The organism is Micromonospora sp. WMMB235 (genome assembly GCF_001855515.1).
GTDB classification, from domain to species: Bacteria; Actinomycetota; Actinomycetes; order Mycobacteriales; family Micromonosporaceae; genus Micromonospora; species Micromonospora aurantiaca.
Map to the genome: position 1 here is coordinate 3,712,002 of NZ_MDRX01000001.1, position 14,730 is coordinate 3,726,731.

17 protein-coding genes and 1 tRNA gene are annotated in these 14,730 nt (G+C 73.9%); 7 read left to right on the plus strand and 11 right to left on the minus strand.

Features of this window, described 5'->3' with window-relative positions; genetic code table 11:
* Positions 1 to 28: 28 nt before the first annotated feature.
* A complete protein-coding gene (locus BFV98_RS15780) occupies positions 29 to 655 on the plus strand; it encodes a DUF1963 domain-containing protein (RefSeq protein WP_030274049.1) in 627 nt (208 codons plus the stop codon).
* A 230-nt stretch (positions 656 to 885) separates the two neighbouring features.
* Positions 886 to 1,581, plus strand: a complete 696-nt coding sequence (locus BFV98_RS15785; RefSeq protein ID WP_013283920.1) for a 20S proteasome subunit A/B — start codon at positions 886 to 888, stop codon at positions 1,579 to 1,581.
* Between the two features lie 36 nt (positions 1,582 to 1,617).
* Here the strand turns inward: BFV98_RS15785 and BFV98_RS15790 are convergent, their stop codons facing one another.
* The 7 genes from BFV98_RS15790 to BFV98_RS15820 form a co-directional block, all read right to left on the minus strand.
* Complete coding sequence (locus tag BFV98_RS15790; RefSeq protein WP_071096891.1) at positions 1,618 to 2,205, minus strand: nucleoside monophosphate kinase; 588 nt, start codon at positions 2,203 to 2,205, stop codon at positions 1,618 to 1,620.
* 119 nt (positions 2,206 to 2,324) lie between these two features.
* Positions 2,325 to 2,398, minus strand: a tRNA-Ala gene (locus tag BFV98_RS15795).
* A 180-nt stretch (positions 2,399 to 2,578) separates the two neighbouring features.
* Complete coding sequence (locus tag BFV98_RS15800) at positions 2,579 to 3,361, minus strand: hypothetical protein (protein WP_176739738.1); 783 nt, start codon at positions 3,359 to 3,361, stop codon at positions 2,579 to 2,581.
* Positions 3,362 to 3,529: 168 nt separating this feature from the next.
* Entirely contained in the window at positions 3,530 to 4,171 is a 642-nt protein-coding gene (locus BFV98_RS15805) for a GNAT family N-acetyltransferase (RefSeq protein ID WP_071096893.1), read from the minus strand.
* A gap of 108 nt (positions 4,172 to 4,279) precedes the next feature.
* The gene (gene glp, locus BFV98_RS15810; protein ID WP_013473918.1) at positions 4,280 to 5,593 is read right to left on the minus strand and encodes a gephyrin-like molybdotransferase Glp; all 1,314 of its coding nucleotides are present in this window, start codon (positions 5,591 to 5,593) and stop codon (positions 4,280 to 4,282) included.
* The gene (locus BFV98_RS15815; RefSeq protein ID WP_013283914.1) at positions 5,590 to 6,579 is read right to left on the minus strand and encodes a UTP--glucose-1-phosphate uridylyltransferase; all 990 of its coding nucleotides are present in this window, start codon (positions 6,577 to 6,579) and stop codon (positions 5,590 to 5,592) included. The genes glp and BFV98_RS15815 overlap by 4 nt, the downstream gene beginning before the upstream one ends.
* Before the next feature lie 9 nt (positions 6,580 to 6,588).
* The gene (locus BFV98_RS15820) at positions 6,589 to 8,778 is read right to left on the minus strand and encodes a diguanylate cyclase (RefSeq protein ID WP_049794804.1); all 2,190 of its coding nucleotides are present in this window, start codon (positions 8,776 to 8,778) and stop codon (positions 6,589 to 6,591) included.
* 82 nt (positions 8,779 to 8,860) lie between these two features.
* Here BFV98_RS15820 and BFV98_RS15825 point away from each other — a divergent pair, with 82 nt between their 5' ends.
* Positions 8,861 to 9,508: a 5-formyltetrahydrofolate cyclo-ligase gene (locus BFV98_RS15825; protein WP_013283912.1), complete on the plus strand. Its 648-nt coding sequence runs from the start codon at positions 8,861 to 8,863 to the stop codon at positions 9,506 to 9,508.
* A 218-nt stretch (positions 9,509 to 9,726) separates the two neighbouring features.
* On the opposite strand, the gene BFV98_RS32700 is transcribed toward BFV98_RS15825, so the two are convergent.
* Positions 9,727 to 9,945 (minus strand): hypothetical protein, encoded by a 219-nt coding sequence (locus BFV98_RS32700; RefSeq protein ID WP_071096895.1) that lies wholly within the window; start codon positions 9,943 to 9,945, stop codon positions 9,727 to 9,729.
* A 408-nt stretch (positions 9,946 to 10,353) separates the two neighbouring features.
* Here BFV98_RS32700 and BFV98_RS15835 point away from each other — a divergent pair, with 408 nt between their 5' ends.
* Positions 10,354 to 10,830 carry a hypothetical protein gene (locus tag BFV98_RS15835; protein WP_013283910.1) on the plus strand — a complete coding sequence of 159 codons (477 nt, stop codon included), beginning with the start codon at positions 10,354 to 10,356 and terminating at the stop codon, positions 10,828 to 10,830.
* Between the two features lie 5 nt (positions 10,831 to 10,835).
* Here the strand turns inward: BFV98_RS15835 and BFV98_RS32280 are convergent, their stop codons facing one another.
* Entirely contained in the window at positions 10,836 to 11,012 is a 177-nt protein-coding gene (locus BFV98_RS32280; protein WP_174361685.1) for a hypothetical protein, read from the minus strand.
* A 187-nt stretch (positions 11,013 to 11,199) separates the two neighbouring features.
* On the opposite strand from BFV98_RS32280, the gene BFV98_RS15845 reads away from it, so the two are divergent.
* On the plus strand, positions 11,200 to 11,754 hold the full coding sequence (locus tag BFV98_RS15845) for a hypothetical protein (RefSeq protein ID WP_176921703.1): 555 nt from the start codon (positions 11,200 to 11,202) through the stop codon (positions 11,752 to 11,754).
* Positions 11,755 to 11,764: 10 nt separating this feature from the next.
* Here BFV98_RS15845 and BFV98_RS15850 read toward each other — a convergent pair whose 3' ends face one another.
* Positions 11,765 to 12,247, minus strand: coding sequence for a DUF2231 domain-containing protein (locus BFV98_RS15850; protein WP_030273618.1), 483 nt, complete (start codon positions 12,245 to 12,247; stop codon positions 11,765 to 11,767).
* Between the two features lie 161 nt (positions 12,248 to 12,408).
* Here BFV98_RS15850 and BFV98_RS15855 point away from each other — a divergent pair, with 161 nt between their 5' ends.
* Together BFV98_RS15855 and BFV98_RS15860 are read left to right on the plus strand one after the other, a co-directional pair.
* The gene (locus tag BFV98_RS15855; protein ID WP_013473912.1) at positions 12,409 to 12,837 is read left to right on the plus strand and encodes a Fur family transcriptional regulator; all 429 of its coding nucleotides are present in this window, start codon (positions 12,409 to 12,411) and stop codon (positions 12,835 to 12,837) included.
* 80 nt (positions 12,838 to 12,917) lie between these two features.
* Positions 12,918 to 13,769, plus strand: a complete 852-nt coding sequence (locus BFV98_RS15860) for an oxygenase MpaB family protein (protein WP_071096899.1) — start codon at positions 12,918 to 12,920, stop codon at positions 13,767 to 13,769.
* A 13-nt stretch (positions 13,770 to 13,782) separates the two neighbouring features.
* On the opposite strand, the gene BFV98_RS15865 is transcribed toward BFV98_RS15860, so the two are convergent.
* Positions 13,783 to 14,616, minus strand: coding sequence for a PD-(D/E)XK nuclease family protein (locus BFV98_RS15865; protein ID WP_255368351.1), 834 nt, complete (start codon positions 14,614 to 14,616; stop codon positions 13,783 to 13,785).
* Positions 14,617 to 14,730: the final 114 nt, after the last annotated feature.

Consider the following 14,730-nt stretch of genomic DNA (forward strand, 5'->3'; position numbering starts at 1 on the left):
GATCGTCAACTCCCCTACGCTGCGCCGCGTGACGATTCTGATGATCTACAACGGTGACACGGCGCCAGATGCGCCCGGCACGCGTACCGGCGGTGTTCCGCTCGTGCCTGCGGGCTTCGACTGGCCGGTGTGCGACGAGTGCGACGGACCGATGCAGTTCCTGGCCCAGGTCCGACTCGACGACATCGACGCGGACGACGCCGCGCTCTTGTCGATCTTCATGTGCCAGAACGATCCGGGCCTGTGCGACGAGTGGGATGCGACAGCCGGCGGCAACCGCGCGTTCGTCTTCCCTTCCGGGGCGCTGGCTCCGTCTGCCGTGCCCCCGGGCGACACCGTCCTGGCGGCCGAGACGTCCGCCGTCACGTACGTGCCGATGCACGACTCCGACGGCTACGACGAGGCGCGCGAGCGCTGGCGCGGTGAGTCCGGCCGACCGCTGCGAGACGTCCTCGGGCAACTCGGCGGACTGCCGGCGTGGCTCCAGTTCGACCAGACGCCCACCTGTCCCGCCTGCGCCCTGCCCATGTCGTTCGTCGTCCAGTTCGAGGAAGGCCACGATCACCGCACCGGCTTCAACTTCGGTGGCGGTGGCTGCGGGTACGGATTCCGCTGCCGGCCGTGCTCGACGGCGGCGTTCCTGTGGCAGCAGTGACCTGCTTTTCAGAGCGAGATCACTGCCGACGGTGACTGGTGGTCGGCCACCGTCTACTTCCACGAGCCGTCGCCGTAACGCATCCGGCCGGCCGCTCGACCGCGTCGCCGCCGACGGGCGGCAGCCTTCCCGTAGTCCGGCCACGAGTGGGCCAACACTCGTCGGGGTGTAGGCAGGCGGGATGGCGGGTACGTCGCGCCCTACCCCTTACCCCTGCTCAGGAGGACGCTATGACCGTCGTACTCGCCGTTGTCTGCAAAGACGGGGTGGTGATCGGCGCCGACTCCCAGATCACCGAGAGCGACCGCGGTCTGAGCTTCCCCGCCCAGAAGCTGCACCCGCTGGGCGACTGCGCCGCCTGGGGCGGCAGCGGTGCGCGGGGGGTACTCAACGACCTGCGCCCCCTCCTCCAGGACTCGGCCACCGCCATCCTCGAAGCACCCGACATCGGCGACGAGTTGCAGGAGCGCGTCCTGCCCGTCTTCAAGAAGCACTACGAGAACTACATCCCGGACGTACCAGGCGAGGGCGCCGGCGGCGGGGTGTCGGCGTACCTGCTCGCGGCCGGCTTCAGCCAGGGCGGCCCGTGGATCGTGGAGATCAACCCCAACGGGCTGATCGGCCGCTACGAGGACGTGGGCTTCCACGCCATCGGCTCCGGCGCGCCCATGGCCCAGCAGGCCGGCGCGCTGCTGTCCCACTTCCGGATGACCACGCGCACCGTCGAGTACGGCGTGGTGGGCGTGGTACGGGTGCTGGAGGCGCTGGAGCGGACCTCGCCGTCGGTCGGCGGGCCGTTCAGCGTCGCGTGCATCCGCGAGGAGGGCGCCCACCACCTCGACGAGAAGGAGATCGCCAAGGCGCTGAAGGACGCCGAGCGCTGGCGCGATCTCGAACAGAAGGCGCTCGACGGCCTGTTCGACTGACGCCGGGCGTCCGTCGCCCGGCCCACCTGCTCGATCTCACGGACGGCGTTGGCCTTGGGAGGCAATAGGGATCATTCTCGCTGCTACGTCTTGGAGGTCGCCGAAGCCACTCACGGTTTGCAGCAGGCCACGGGCTCGGCAGTAGGCGCGCAACGGCTCCATCTGCGCCTGGTGGTTCTCCTGTGCGTGCGCGTACGTGAGCAGGAGTTCCTGGCGCCGCACGGCGACCTGGGGATCGAGTTCCATCCGTCGTTCCACCCGGCGCTGAACGGCGAGGTGGAGTTGGTCCTCAGGCAGGACGAGTTCGATCACCGTGTCGGGAACATGGCCGCTCCGCGTCAGCAACTCGGCCTGACGGATCGTGCGAGGGAAGCCGTACAGCGCCCAGCCACCGTCGACGCCGGTTAGTGCGCCGGCGACGGCTCTGGCCATCAGTTCATCGGTGACGAGCTGTCCGGCCTGCATGTAACCGTTCGCCTCTTCGCCCAGCGGAGTCTGCTGCTGTACATGCTCGCGGAAGACATTGCCTGCGCTGACGACCTGCAGGCCGAGGGCGTCTGCCAGCGCCGACGCAGCGGAGGCCAGGTCGATGACCGGCCCGGCGATGAGGGCCACGTCGGGCATCTGTGCTCCCCTGTTGTGCGCGGAGAGAGCAAGCTAGCAGTGCACGTGGTTCCGGTGGGCTGCCCCGTACGAGATCGAAAAGGCCGTCTCCGACTGGCGGAAACGGCCTTTGAACTGGGTGGAGCTGAGGGGATTTGAACCCCTGACCCCCTCGATGCGAACGAGGTGCGCTACCGGTCTGCGCCACAGCCCCTCCGCCGGCGAACCAGCGTCGGTCCCACCCGGCTTTCACCGGGCGGGCCGACGACAAGGCTAACAGGTCGCGCCCCCACGACGCGAACCGCCCCGCCGCCCCGTAGATCTTGGAAGGAAAAGGCCCCCGGAGGGGCCGAGACCTTCCAAGATCGCCACCAGCAAGGCGCCGACACGGCGGTCAGGCGCCTCGGCCGGACTGGTAGGGGCGTCCGCGCAGGCCGCCCGCCCGCCGGTAGGACACCGAGCCGCCGCTCGCCGCCGGTGGCAGGTCCGCGGGACGGTCCAGCCCCATCGCCGTACGCCGGACCGCCTCGCGCTGGGCGGCCAGCCGGCGCTGCGCCTCCCGTCGGGCCGCCGCGCGCCGGGCCTGCTCGCGGCGCACCTCGGCCTGGCGGGCGGCCAGCCAGGCCGCCTCCCGGGCGTCCGCGCGCCGCCGTCGGCGTTCGGCCAGGGCACGCTGCCGCAGGTGTACGACGTACGCGACGAGCAGCGCGCCGGTGACCGAGACACTGATCCAGAACCCGGGTCCGACGAGCACCACGCCGCCCAATTCGACCAGGTTGAGCAGCAGCAGCGCGGCCAGCACCCGGCGCCGGCGATAGATCGCCGGGGTGTGCCGTCGCCGGGGCGGGTGCCGTCGGCGGGACTGGGCCGGCACCGCGGAGACGGGCCGGAGTCGCCCGGAGCGTCGGCGCAGTGGCGGTGCGGAGACCGGACGGGCAAGACTGCCCGTGTCGGAGTCTTCACTGAGGGTCACGACGAGGGAGCGCGGCGGGTGCAGCGGTCGCCGCCCGGGCACGGTGCGCCGTCGACGCCGGCGCTGGAGCACCCGCGCCGTCGACTGCGCCCGCTCCGCCACCAGCCGCTCGGTGGCGTCGTACCGGCGGACCAGCGCCGGAGCGAGGGCGAGCAGACCGGCGGCGGCGAGGACGGCGAGGAGCACCGACGTGGGCACCCTCACCCCTCCCGTCACCAAAGTTCTCCGGCGAGCGCCGCCGCCGCAACTTCTTCCGTCTACCGTCGTTTACGGCGCACTTCGTGCGGGCGGGCAGCGCTTGCCACAGCTTGCAGTTACTTGAGGTTACGGGCCGCCGACCCGGTTCACAGTGCGCCGCGCCGGGCGTTCGCCTCAGCGGCGGTTGTCACGTACGCGGTGCCACCGCGCCAGCAAGCCGCCCTCGGCTACTACTTCCTCGCCCGTCATCGCGTATCCGATGTGGTCCCGCCACGCGCCGTCGATGTGCATGTAGCGCACGTGATAGGCCTCCTCGCGGAAGCCGAGTTTCTCCACCACCCGCCGGGAGGGCATGTTCTCCGGCCGGATGTTCACCTCGATCCGGTGCAGACCGCCCGGTCCGAACGCGTGGTCCACGGCGAGCGCCACAGCGGTCGGGATCACGCCGCGACCGGCCACCCTGGAGTCCACCCAGTAGCCCACGTACCCGGAGCAGAACGCCCGTCGCACGATGCTGCCCACGTTCAGGTGGCCGACCAGCCGCTCCTGCCCGTTCTCGCGGAGGCAGACGGCGAATGGCATGCCCTCACCGGTACGCGCGGACTTGCGCTGGTCGGCGTGCACCAGGCGGAACGCGGCGGGCGAGTTCGTCTCGTACCAGCCGCCGGGCACATGGGACTCCCACGGCGCCAGCCACTCGCGGTTCGCGCGCCGGATCTCCGACCAGGCGGCGGCGTCCGAACGCCGGTACGGCCGCAGTACCACCGGACCGTCCACCAGCACCGCCGGCCACCCCGGCGCCCGCCGGAACCTCACCGAGCTTGCCTTCCGCTCGCGACTGCGGGGCTCGCAAGCTCACTCCTCGCGCTCACCGAGCTTGCCTTTCGCTCGCGACTGCGGGGCTCGCAAGCTCACTCCTCGCGCTCACCGGCGCCGGTCCAGCAGGAGCACGTCCACCGTAGACCCGGCAGCCGCAGTGGTGACCCGCTCGCCGAGCACCAGCAGGCCGTTGGCCTCGGCCAGGCCGGAGAGCGTGTACGGGCCACCGGCGAGCGGCTGCACGGTGTACCCGCCGCCGCGCCGCTCGGCCACGTGCGCGGGCCGGAACTCGCGCAGCCCCACCGGGGACGAGACCGTCTCCAGCAGGTGCGCGCGGACGCTCGGCCGGAACACCGGCTCGGCCCCGGCCAGCAGCTGGATGGCCGGGCGGGCCAGCACCTCGAAGCCGATCAGCGCCGCGCCGGGCTCACCGGGAAGACACACCACCGGCACCTCCTCGGCGCCGACCGTACCGAACCCGAGAGCCGTTCCGGGATAGAGGGCCACCTCTGTGAAGGCGACCGGCCCGGCGCGCCCGCCGTCGCGGCGGGACAGGATGCGGCGGACCATGTCGCCGGGACCGGTGCCGGTGCCGCCGGTGGTGATGATCAGGTCGGCGCGCAGCGTCTGGTCCTCCAGCAGGCCGCGCAGCGCCTCCGGGTCGTCGTCGCAGATCCCCACCCGGTACGCGAGCGCGCCCGCCTCCGCCGCCGCCGCGGTCAGCGCGTGCGAGTTGGTGTCCACCACCTGGCCGGGCTGGCTGCCCCGGCCCACGTCCACCAGCTCGTCGCCGGTGGCCACGATGACCACGCGCGGGCTCGGCCGCACCACCACGTGCCCGATGCCGGTGGCGGCGAACACCGCGACCAGGGCCGGTGAGACGTACGCCCCGGCGCGGGCGAGCAGCGTGCCGGCGACGAGTTCATCCCCGGCGCGGCGCAGGCCGTACCCCCGTTTGGGGGCGCGGAAGATCTCGACGGCGGCCATGCCCTGGTCGGTCCACTCCACCGGGACGACCACGTCCGCGCCGATCGGCAGCGGCGCGCCCGCCGCGACCGAGAAGCAGGCGCCGGGGGTGAGCCGCACCGGTCGCCAGCTCGCCGCGCCCAGGTCACCCACCACGTTGAGGCGGATGCTGCGGCCGCCGGGCATACCGGAGGGGGCCGGGACGTAGCCCGGCCCCCGACTCCCACCGGAGATGTCCTCCCAGCGCGCGGCGTACCCGTCCACCGCCGCCTGGTCGAAGGCGGGGTACGAGTGCGGGGCGACCACGTCCTCGGCGAGCACGTTGCCGTACGCCTGGGTCAGGTCGAGGTCGAGTGGAGGCAGCGCGCGTAACCTGCGCAGCACACTGCCCAGGTAGTCAGCGAGCGGCGTCAACTCGTTCGCGGCCGCCTCGGCGTCGGCCGTCGCTGTCATGTATCGGCACCGCCGGACGCGTCGCGGATGCCGTTGAGGACCGCGGCGGTGACCGTCTCGTCGCCGTTGTTGACGAACTCGGTGAGCCACTTGCGGAACTCGGCGCCCAGGTCCTCCCGCTCGGCGGCGATCTGCACCACGGTCTGGAGGTAGCCGAGCGGCATGCCGGTGTCGTAGCGGGTGCCCCGGTAGACGATGGCGTGCACCGGCACCCCCTCGGTACGCAGCAGCTCCATCGCGTCGGTCAGCTGGATCTCGCCGCCGCTGCCCGGTCGGGTACGCCGGATCGCGTCGAAGATCTTCCCGGGGAGCACGTACCGGCCGAGGACGGCGAGGTTGCTGGGGGCGTCCTCCGGGCTGGGCTTCTCCACCATGCCGGTGACCTTGACGACCTCGGCGATGTCGGAGTATTCCGACTCGGCCGGCTCGACCGACGCGATGCCGTAGCGGCTGGTCTCGGCCGGGTCGACCTCGAAGAACGCGAGCACCACGCCGCCGGTGCGGGCCTGGAGTTCCAGCATGGCCGGCAGCAGCGGCTCGGAGGGCTTGACGAACTCGTCGCCGAGCAGCACCGCGAAGGGCGCGTCGCCGACGTGCGACTCGGCGTACCCGACAGCGTGACCGAGGCCGAGCTGTTCCGGCTGGCGGACCGTGTAGATCGCGGCGAGTTCCTCGGTGCGCTTGACCTCGGCCAGCAGCTCGGGCTTCTTGGCGAGCCGTTCCTCCAGGTCCGGCCGGCGGTCGAAGTGGTCCACCATCGAGGTCTTGCCGCGACCGGTGATCAGCAGGATGTCGTCGATGCCGGCCTGGGCGGCCTCCTCGACGATGTACTGCAGCACCGGCCGGTCGACGACCGGCAGCAGTTCCTTGGGAACCGCCTTGGTGGCCGGCAGGAACCGGGTGGCCAGGCCGGCGGCCGGGATCACGGCCTTGACCGCGCGGGAGCGACCGGGGGCCGCTGAGGGGTTCGCTGAGTGCTCCGACATGTCGCGAGACTATCGGCCACGGCTCTGCCGCGGCGGGTGAGGACCGGAAGACGCGCCGCCCTGGACGGTGCCCGCCGGGTCCGCCGCGCCGGCCCGGGGCAGCCCGTCCGGCGGGCTGACGCCGGCGGCCACCACCGGGATCTCCTGGGTGGGGACCGGATCGGGCGCCGGGGCGAGCCGGTAGCCGTCGCGTCCGGCGGCCTTCGCCGCGTACAACGCGTCGTCGGCGGCGTCGAGCACCTGCTGGCCGCCGGCCGCGTGGTCCGGGTAGACGGCGATGCCGATGGAGACGGTCACCGGCACCCGCACCGGCTCGTCGCCGTTCCCGTCGACCGCCACCGGCTGGTCGCGTACCACAGCGCCGAGCCGCTCGGCGACGATCGTGGCGCCCCGGGCGTCGGTCTCCGGCAGCAGCACCACGAACTCCTCGCCGCCCTGCCGGAACGCCAGGTCCACCTCGCGGATCACGCCGCGTACCCGGCGGGCGAACTCGACCAGCACGGCGTCCCCGGCGGCGTGCCCCCAGGTGTCGTTGACGTTCTTGAAGCGGTCCAGGTCGAGCGCGAGGACGCTGAGCATCCGGCCGAACCGGTTCGCCCGCTCCACCTCGCGGCGGATCGACTCGCGCAGGTAGCGGTAGTTCCACAGCCCGGTCAGCGGGTCGGTGAGGGAGAGCCGTTGCGCCTCCTCGTGCACCCGGACGTTCTCCACGGCGACCGCGGCGTGCCCGGCGAACGTCCGCAGCGTCACCACGTCGTCGTCGTGGAACTCGTGCCCGCCGAGCCGGTCGTAGAGCACGAGCACGCCGAGCGCCGCGCAGGCCGAGCCGGGCGGGTCGCCGTCGGCGGGCGGATGGCCGGGCCGGTCCGGGCCGCGCGGTTCGGCGCCGCCGGGGGTGGCGAACGGCACCGCCACGTACGTCTCGCAGGACGGCTCCCCGGTCGGCGTGTCCGGCGGCGCCCACCGTCCGCGCAGCGGTTCGCCGGTGGCGGCCACCGCGCCGAGCACCCCGGCGCCGACCGGCACCCGCAGCGTCGCCGGGTCGGCCGGATCGCCCGTCGGCCGGCGTCCGGTCAGACCTTCCACGCACCGGCCGACGAGTACGCCGTCGCCGTCGACCAGCAGCACCGCGCCGGCCCGGGCGCCGGTGGCGGCGATCGCGCTGTCCAGGATCACCCGCAGGATGCGTTGCAGGTCGTGCGTGCTGGCGAGCGTGTCGCCGAGCACTGCGAGGTGGTTGCGGAGCTGGTCGCGGCTGCTGGTCAGCGCCGTCACGTAGGTGCCGGTCTCCCGGGTCATCCGGTTGAACGCGCTGGCCAGCCGTCCGATCTCGTCGCGGCTGCGCACCGGCACCCGGGCGCTCAGGTCGCCGCGCGCCACTCGGTCCACCGCGCCGGCCAGCTCACCGAGCGGCCGGGTGGTCACCCGGGCCAGTCGCCAGGCCGCGAGCACTGCGAGCAGGGCGGCGAGCGCGACCGCGGCGATCAGCGCCCCGTACAGGCCGGGCGCACGTTCCCCCGGCACCGACAGCACCAGCGGCAGCGGCTGACCGGGAGACGGGCCGACCCGGCGCACGTACCGGCCGTCGCCGGTCCCGGTCACCCGGTTCCCGTCCGCCTTGCCGGCGGCGGCCAGCACCGCTGCGCGTACCCCCTGGTCCTCGGTCGTGTGGGTGATGCCGCCGGGGTCGTCGAGGAGGGTGATCCCGACGCCGGTCACGGCGGCGAGCCGCGCCACGAAGGCCCGGTCGACGGGCTGGGCGGCGGCGACCGCGCCCAGGTCGGTGCCGGCCGGGTCGCGGAGCCGGACCTGGGCGGCCAGCGCGGCGACACCGGTGGCGGGCGCGCCGGCGCAGTCCTGCCAGCGCCCGGCCGGCCCGCCGGGCGTGGTGTAGGTGGTGCGGCCGGCGGCGTCGGCGATCAGCACGGCGGCGGCCAGGCCCCGGGCGACCACCTGGTCGGCGGCGCGCGACCGGACGACCGGGTCGCCGACCAGCGCGACCGCGTCGGCCGCCGCGCGGAGTTGCTGGCAGAGTGCGTCGATCGAGGTACGGACACCGGCCGCGGCCAGGCCCAGCCGCTCGGTGGCGCGGCTGTGGTCGACGGCGCTGAGCGTGGCCCCGACGAAGAACGCGCCGAGCAGGACGGGGCCGAGGACCACCGCGAGGAAAGCCGCCGTCAACCGCCCGCGTAGCGTCAATCTTCCCCCCGGAAGTTCCGCTCCCTTGGTGCGATGCTGACACAGAGCGACCATTAGGCAAGCGTTGCGTCAGGAGTGTTGCGTGCCGGAATTTTCGGATGAAGCGCACGATGCGAAGCGGGAGATGCGCATCGCGCTACTCGCCGCGCGCCGGTCGCTGTCCGCGGCCGACCGCGCGGTGGCGGCGGCCGCCGTCCAGGCCGAGCTGGTGACGTTGGTACGCCGGCTGCGCCCGGCCAGGATGAGCGCGTACGTGCCGGTTGCCTCGGAGCCCGGCGGGGACGACCTGCCGGACGTGCTGCGGGCCGCGCTGCCGCCCGACGCCGAGCTGCTGCTGCCGGTGCTGCGCGGGGACCTGGACCTGGACTGGGCCCCGTACACCGGCCCGGAGTCGTTGCGCGCCGCCGGCCGGGGCCTGCGCGAGCCGACCGCACCGCCCCGGGGGCGTGCCGCGGTGGCCGGAGCCGCCCTGGTCGTGGTGCCGGCGGTCGCGGTGGACCGCCGCGGCATCCGGCTGGGCCGGGGCGGCGGCTCGTACGACCGCGCGCTGGCCCGGGTGCCCGCCACAGTGCCGACAGTGGCGCTGCTGCACGACGGCGAGCTGGTCGCGGCGGTGCCCGCCCTGCCGCACGACCGCCCGGTGCACTGTGTGATCACTCCGGCGGACGGGCTGGTGGCGGTCCCGGGTGTGGGCCCGGGCGCTTCCGCTGGACGAACCCGGGGGTCATGACGCACCATTGGCACTCGAAGTCCACGAGTGCCAGAAGGCCGTGCCGAAGATCCGGAGGAGAACGTGCCCACGTACCAGTACGCCTGCACCGCGTGCGGCCACCAGCTCGAGGCGGTGCAGTCCTTCTCGGACGAGCCGCTGACCGAGTGCCCGGCGTGTGAGGGGCGGCTGCGAAAGCTCTTCAACTCGGTAGGCATCGTGTTCAAGGGCTCCGGCTTCTACCGCACGGACTCCCGTCCGTCCGGCTCCGACAACGGCGCCTCGACGACGAGCAAGCCGGCCAAGTCCGAGTCGTCCTCGTCGTCGGACTCCTCGTCCTCGTCGTCCTCCTCGTCCGGTTCGTCTTCCTCGTCCGGGTCGTCCTCTTCGTCCGGTTCCGGGTCGACGGCGAGCAAGGCACCGGCGGCGTCCAGCTCGTCCTGACCCGCCGCTCGCACGCGACACGTGGCCGTTCCCGCTCGGGGGCGGCCACGTTCCGTTCGCGGCGGATGCTCGCCGGCTCGGCGAGGCTGCTGCTCGGCCGGTGGCGGATGCTCGCCACCTCGGGAGGCTGCTGCTCGGCCGCCGGCGGATGCTCGCCAGCTCGGCGAGGCTGCTGCTCGGCCGGCGGCGGATGCTCGCCACCTCGGCGAGGTTGCTGCATCCGCCGGTCCGGAAGCAGCAACCTCCCCGAGCTGGCGGTTCCGGCCGCACCGGACCTCCGCGCTGGTGACGGCGGGCCTCCCCGGGGCACGGTTTTCCACAAGCCGGCGGGTTATCCACAGGGGCGGGCGGTGGGGCGGCGGGAGCCGGGAGGCCGGGCCTAGCCTGCGGGTCGGACGGTTGACCGGCGGCGGGAGGCAGCGGTGGCGGATGGCGAGGCGACGTTGCGTCCGGTCCGCTGGCGCGGGCTGCCCCGGCGCCGGACGCTGCTGCGGGTGACGCTCGTCGCGGTGCTGCTCGGCCTGGCCGCTGCGGTGCTCCGGACGCCGCCGTCCTGCCCACCACCCCGCGTCCTGCCGGCCGCCTCGGCGACGGCGTCGCCGTCCGGCGGCACCCCCGCCCTGCCGGCCGGTGCGGTCGGCGTGCCGATCCGGCTGGCCGAGCCGGCCGCGCTCGCGGTGCTGCGCCCGGGTGCCCGCGTCGACCTGCTCGTCGTGCCGGCCGGCGGTTCGCCCGACCCGACGCTGCTAGCTCCGCGCGCGCTGGTGCTCGACGTGGTCGGCGCCACCGGCGCGGTCGACGGCTCCTCTGCGCTCTACCTGGCGCTGCCGCCGGAGCAGGCCAGGCGGGCGGTCGGGTTGCCGGAGGGCAGTCGATTCGCCGTGGTGGTACGCGGCTGACGCGATCAGCCCCAGTGCGGGGGGCGTTCGGCGAGCAGCCAGTCGTCGTTGCCGCCGGGGCGCTCGCCCCAGCCGCGGTCGGTGTCGTCGCTGGTCTGCTCGGGCAGCACCACGAAGTCGTCGCTGAGGTCGACCACGCGGTCGTCGTCGTCGCGCGGTGTCCGGATGGCGGGGTCGGTCACGAGCAGCAACGATACCGCCGAACGGGGCACCGGCTCGATCCCCGGGACCGGCCGGATCGTCCCGAGCCCGGCCGTACCGTGCCCGGGAGCCGTCGGAACGCCACACACCGGGCGCGACGGGCCGGGGTGGCGGTGATCGACGCGTCGGGCGGCCGACCGGCCCGGGGCGTTGGTAGCGTCGGACGGCGTGACGACGCCGAGCGGTGGCAGCCCCGACGACGAGACCTGGCGACGCCCGGACCAACCGGCGCCCGCCGCGGAGAACGCCCCCGGGGCGGTCCCCCGGGACGGCGCGGACAACGCGGACGCCCACCCGGCCGGTCCCGGATCTCGGCCGGGTGACGCCAATAACGCCGACGGCGCCCATGAACCGGACCGCACCGCCGAACCGGCCGGGACCGCCAGCCCGTGGTCACGCGAGGCGGCCACCGACAGCCCGTGGGCCCGGCCGGAGGCGGCGGGCGGCTGGACGGTGGCCGGCGGCGCGTGGCCGGGGTCGCCCGCTGGTGGCCCACCGCCCTCGGGGTACGCGGGACCGCCGCCGAGCACGCCTCCGCCGCCCGGCTGGCGGCCACCGGTACACGTGCAGCCGTCACCGCCCCGACGGCTCCCGCCGCAGGACATGGCCGCGATGGACCAGGCGGAGCAGCGCGCGCAGCGGCTCACCTACGGCATCGGGGCAGCCGTCGCAGTGGTGCTGGTGCTGCTCACCTGCCTGCTCTGCTCGCGGGTGCTGTTCTGAGCCGTACCGGTCAGACGACGCCGTCCCAGACCATCTTGGCGCCGCTGTCCCCGGTCAGGTAGACGTACACGATCGCGAAGACCGCGAGCACCGCCACCACGACGGTGAGCACGATCGGGAGCCAGCGGGGCAGGTTCCGGCCCGCGACGAGGCGGCTCGTCGACAGCACGAGCAGCAGCGCCACGACGCCGAGCCCGAGCGCGAACCAGAACAGCGTGTCGCCGTACTCGGCGTGCTCGTGGATCTGCTGGAGCCGGTCCGGCGGATAGCCCTTCGCGCGCAGGGCCTCCTCCAGTTCCTCGCCGGACTCGGTCGCCACCCAGGCGACGATCGGGGTGACCACGGCGAGCGCCGCGACCGCCCAGCCGAGGCGGGGCCGCCAGCGGGGCAGCACCCCGTACGCGACGGCGAGCAGTGCCAGCAGCGGCACCAGCACCACCGCCGCATGGATGACGAGCACGTGGACGGGCAGACCGTTGATTTCCCTGAACACCGACACCTCCGGCGAGTGGGTGGTTTGGCGCGCTCAGCGTACGGCGTGACGCCGTCTTCTTCGATACACGCGGGCGCGGCGGTGCCGGTTCACCTGTGGCCCCGGCCACGGGTGAACAACGCTCGCTTGTCGGCCCGCCTGAGCCGTGCTGTCATGGATCCATGTCCACAGGTGAGGAGCTGCTCCGGTCGAGGGGCCTACGGGTCACCCGGCCGCGTCTCGCCGTGCTGGACGTGCTCTCCGCCGGCGGTCACCTGGAGGTCGACGAGATCACCCGGCGGGTCCGCCGGCGGATCGACTCGGTCTCCACCCAGGCCGTCTACGACGTCCTCGGCGCCCTGTCCCGGGCCGGGCTGTCCCGCCGGATCGAGCCGGCCGGCAGTCCCGCGCGGTACGAGGCCCGGGTCGGCGACAACCACCACCACGTGGTGTGCCGGGGCTGCGGGGAGATCGCCGACGTGGACTGCGCGGTCGGCAGCGCCCCCTGCCTGGACCCGAACGTGGCGCACGGCTTCGAGCTGGACGAGGCGGAAGTGACCTTCTGGGGCCTCTGCCCTACCTGCCAGTCCCGCCGCTCCGCCGACGACTGACCGCCGCACCGACGACCGCCGCACGTCGACTGGCCGCCGCACCGAGGACGGCCGACGACGGCGCGTGGCACTCTTGATCGGTGGACACCGAAGACCTCGGCCTCTTCGGTCCGGGATCGGTCACGTGGAAGGTGCACGAGGAACCGATCCTGATCGTCGCCGGCCTGCGCTCGCTCTACCTCCAGGCGCTGCACCCCCGCGCGATGGCCGGCGTCGCCCAGAACAGCAACTACCGCACCGACGCCTGGGGGCGGCTCGTCCGCACGGCGACGTACGTGGGAACGACGATCTACGGCACCACCGCCGAGGCGGAGGCGGCCGGGCGACGGCTGCGTACGCGGCACGCCCGGATGCGCGCCACCGACCCGTTCACCGGTGAGGAGTTCCGCGTCGACGATCCGGAGCTGCTGCGCTGGGTGCACGTCACCGAGGTCGAGTCGTTCGTGAGCACCGCCCGGCGGTCCGGGCTGGCGCTCACCGACGACGAGGTGGACGGCTACTACACCGAGCAGCGCCGGTCGGCGGCCCTGGTCGGGCTGGACCCGGACGACGTGCCGGGTACCGCCGCCGAGGTGGCCGACTACTACCGGGACGTACGCCCGCAGTTGCGGATGACCCGGGAGGCGGCCGAGACCGCGGTGTTCCTGACCGCGCCGCCGATCCCGTGGAAGCTCAGCCTGCCGGCGCGGGTCGGCCTGAACCTGGGTCCGCCGCGCTGGGCGTACTTCGGGATCGCCGCCACCGCGCTGGGGATGCTGCCGCCGTGGGCGTTGCGGCTCTACGGCGGGCTGGGCCTGCCCACCACCGCCCTGTCGGCGGACCTGAGCGCGCGGGCGCTGCGGCTGGCGCTGGCCGCGGTGCCCCGGCGCTACCGGGAGGGCCCGTTGCAGCAGGCCGCCAAGGAACGCGCCGCCCGCCTGGCCGCGGCCTGACGGCGACCCGCGTTCACTCCGGGTCGGCGAACCGCTCGACGGCGGACCAGGGCTCCTTGCCGGGGGTCTGCGCGCCGGTCGGGCACGTACGCCGGTAGTCGCACCAGCCGCACCGCGGGCCCGGCTCGGTGGGGAACGCCGCGTCGGGGTCGGCGCCGTCGGCCACCGCGCGCTCGGCGGCCATGATGTCGCGGGCGGTGTCCTCGGCGCGGGTGAGCTGCCGGTTCAGGGACTCCGGCGTGTGCTCGTGCGCGGCGACGGTGCCGGTCGGCAGGTGGTGCAGCTCGACCCGGCGGCACGGCTTGCGGAACACCCGCTCGGCCGCGTACGCGTAGAGCGCGAGCGCCTGCGAGCCGCGCGCGTCGTCGGCGTCGAGCCCGGTGCGGCCGGTCTTGTAGTCGACGATGACCAGCTCGGGCCGCCCGTCCGGGCCGGGACGCGAGTCGATCCGGTCGGTGCGGCCGTTGAACGCGAGCACCGCGGTCTTGACCGCGACCACCCGTTCCACGCCGAGCGGCTCGTCGGCCGGGTCGAGGCCCGCCACGTAGCTCTCCAGCCAGGTCAGCGCCCGCCGGAAGGCGTCGCGCTCCTGCTCGTCGTCGCGATAGCCCTCGCGGACCCAGGTGCCCTTGAGTAGCGTGCCGAGCACCTCGGGGCGGCGGCGGTCGGGGGCCAGCACGTACCAGTTCTTCAGCGCGGTGTGGACGCTCGCGCCGAGCGAGTTGTGCGCCCACGGCGGGCCCTTGGGCGGCGCGGGCCGGTCCACGTAGGCGTAGCGGTAGCGGCGGGGACAGTCCGCGTACGCGCCGAGCTTGCTCGGTGTGCAGACGAACAGGCGTTCCGGCATGCCCTCGAAGCCGAGCTGCTCGGACTGCTCGGCGCGGGGTCGGGGAGCCTTGGAGCCGCTGGCTGCTGACTGTCGTCGCACCCGGAGAATCCTGCCATCCGGGTACGACAGCGG

Coding starts and splice junctions, on each gene's coding strand:
- BFV98_RS15855 (WP_013473912.1), top strand. CDS start 12,409: ATGTCCACAGGTGAGGAGCTGCTCCGGTCGAGGGGCCTACGGGTCACC.
- BFV98_RS15785 (WP_013283920.1), top strand. CDS start 886: ATGACCGTCGTACTCGCCGTTGTCTGCAAAGACGGGGTGGTGATCGGC.
- BFV98_RS15815 (WP_013283914.1), bottom strand. CDS start 6,579: ATGTCGGAGCACTCAGCGAACCCCTCAGCGGCCCCCGGTCGCTCCCGC.
- BFV98_RS15790 (WP_071096891.1), bottom strand. CDS start 2,205: ATGCCCGACGTGGCCCTCATCGCCGGGCCGGTCATCGACCTGGCCTCC.
- glp (WP_013473918.1), bottom strand. CDS start 5,593: ATGACAGCGACGGCCGACGCCGAGGCGGCCGCGAACGAGTTGACGCCG.
- BFV98_RS15865 (WP_255368351.1), bottom strand. CDS start 14,616: ATGCCGGAACGCCTGTTCGTCTGCACACCGAGCAAGCTCGGCGCGTAC.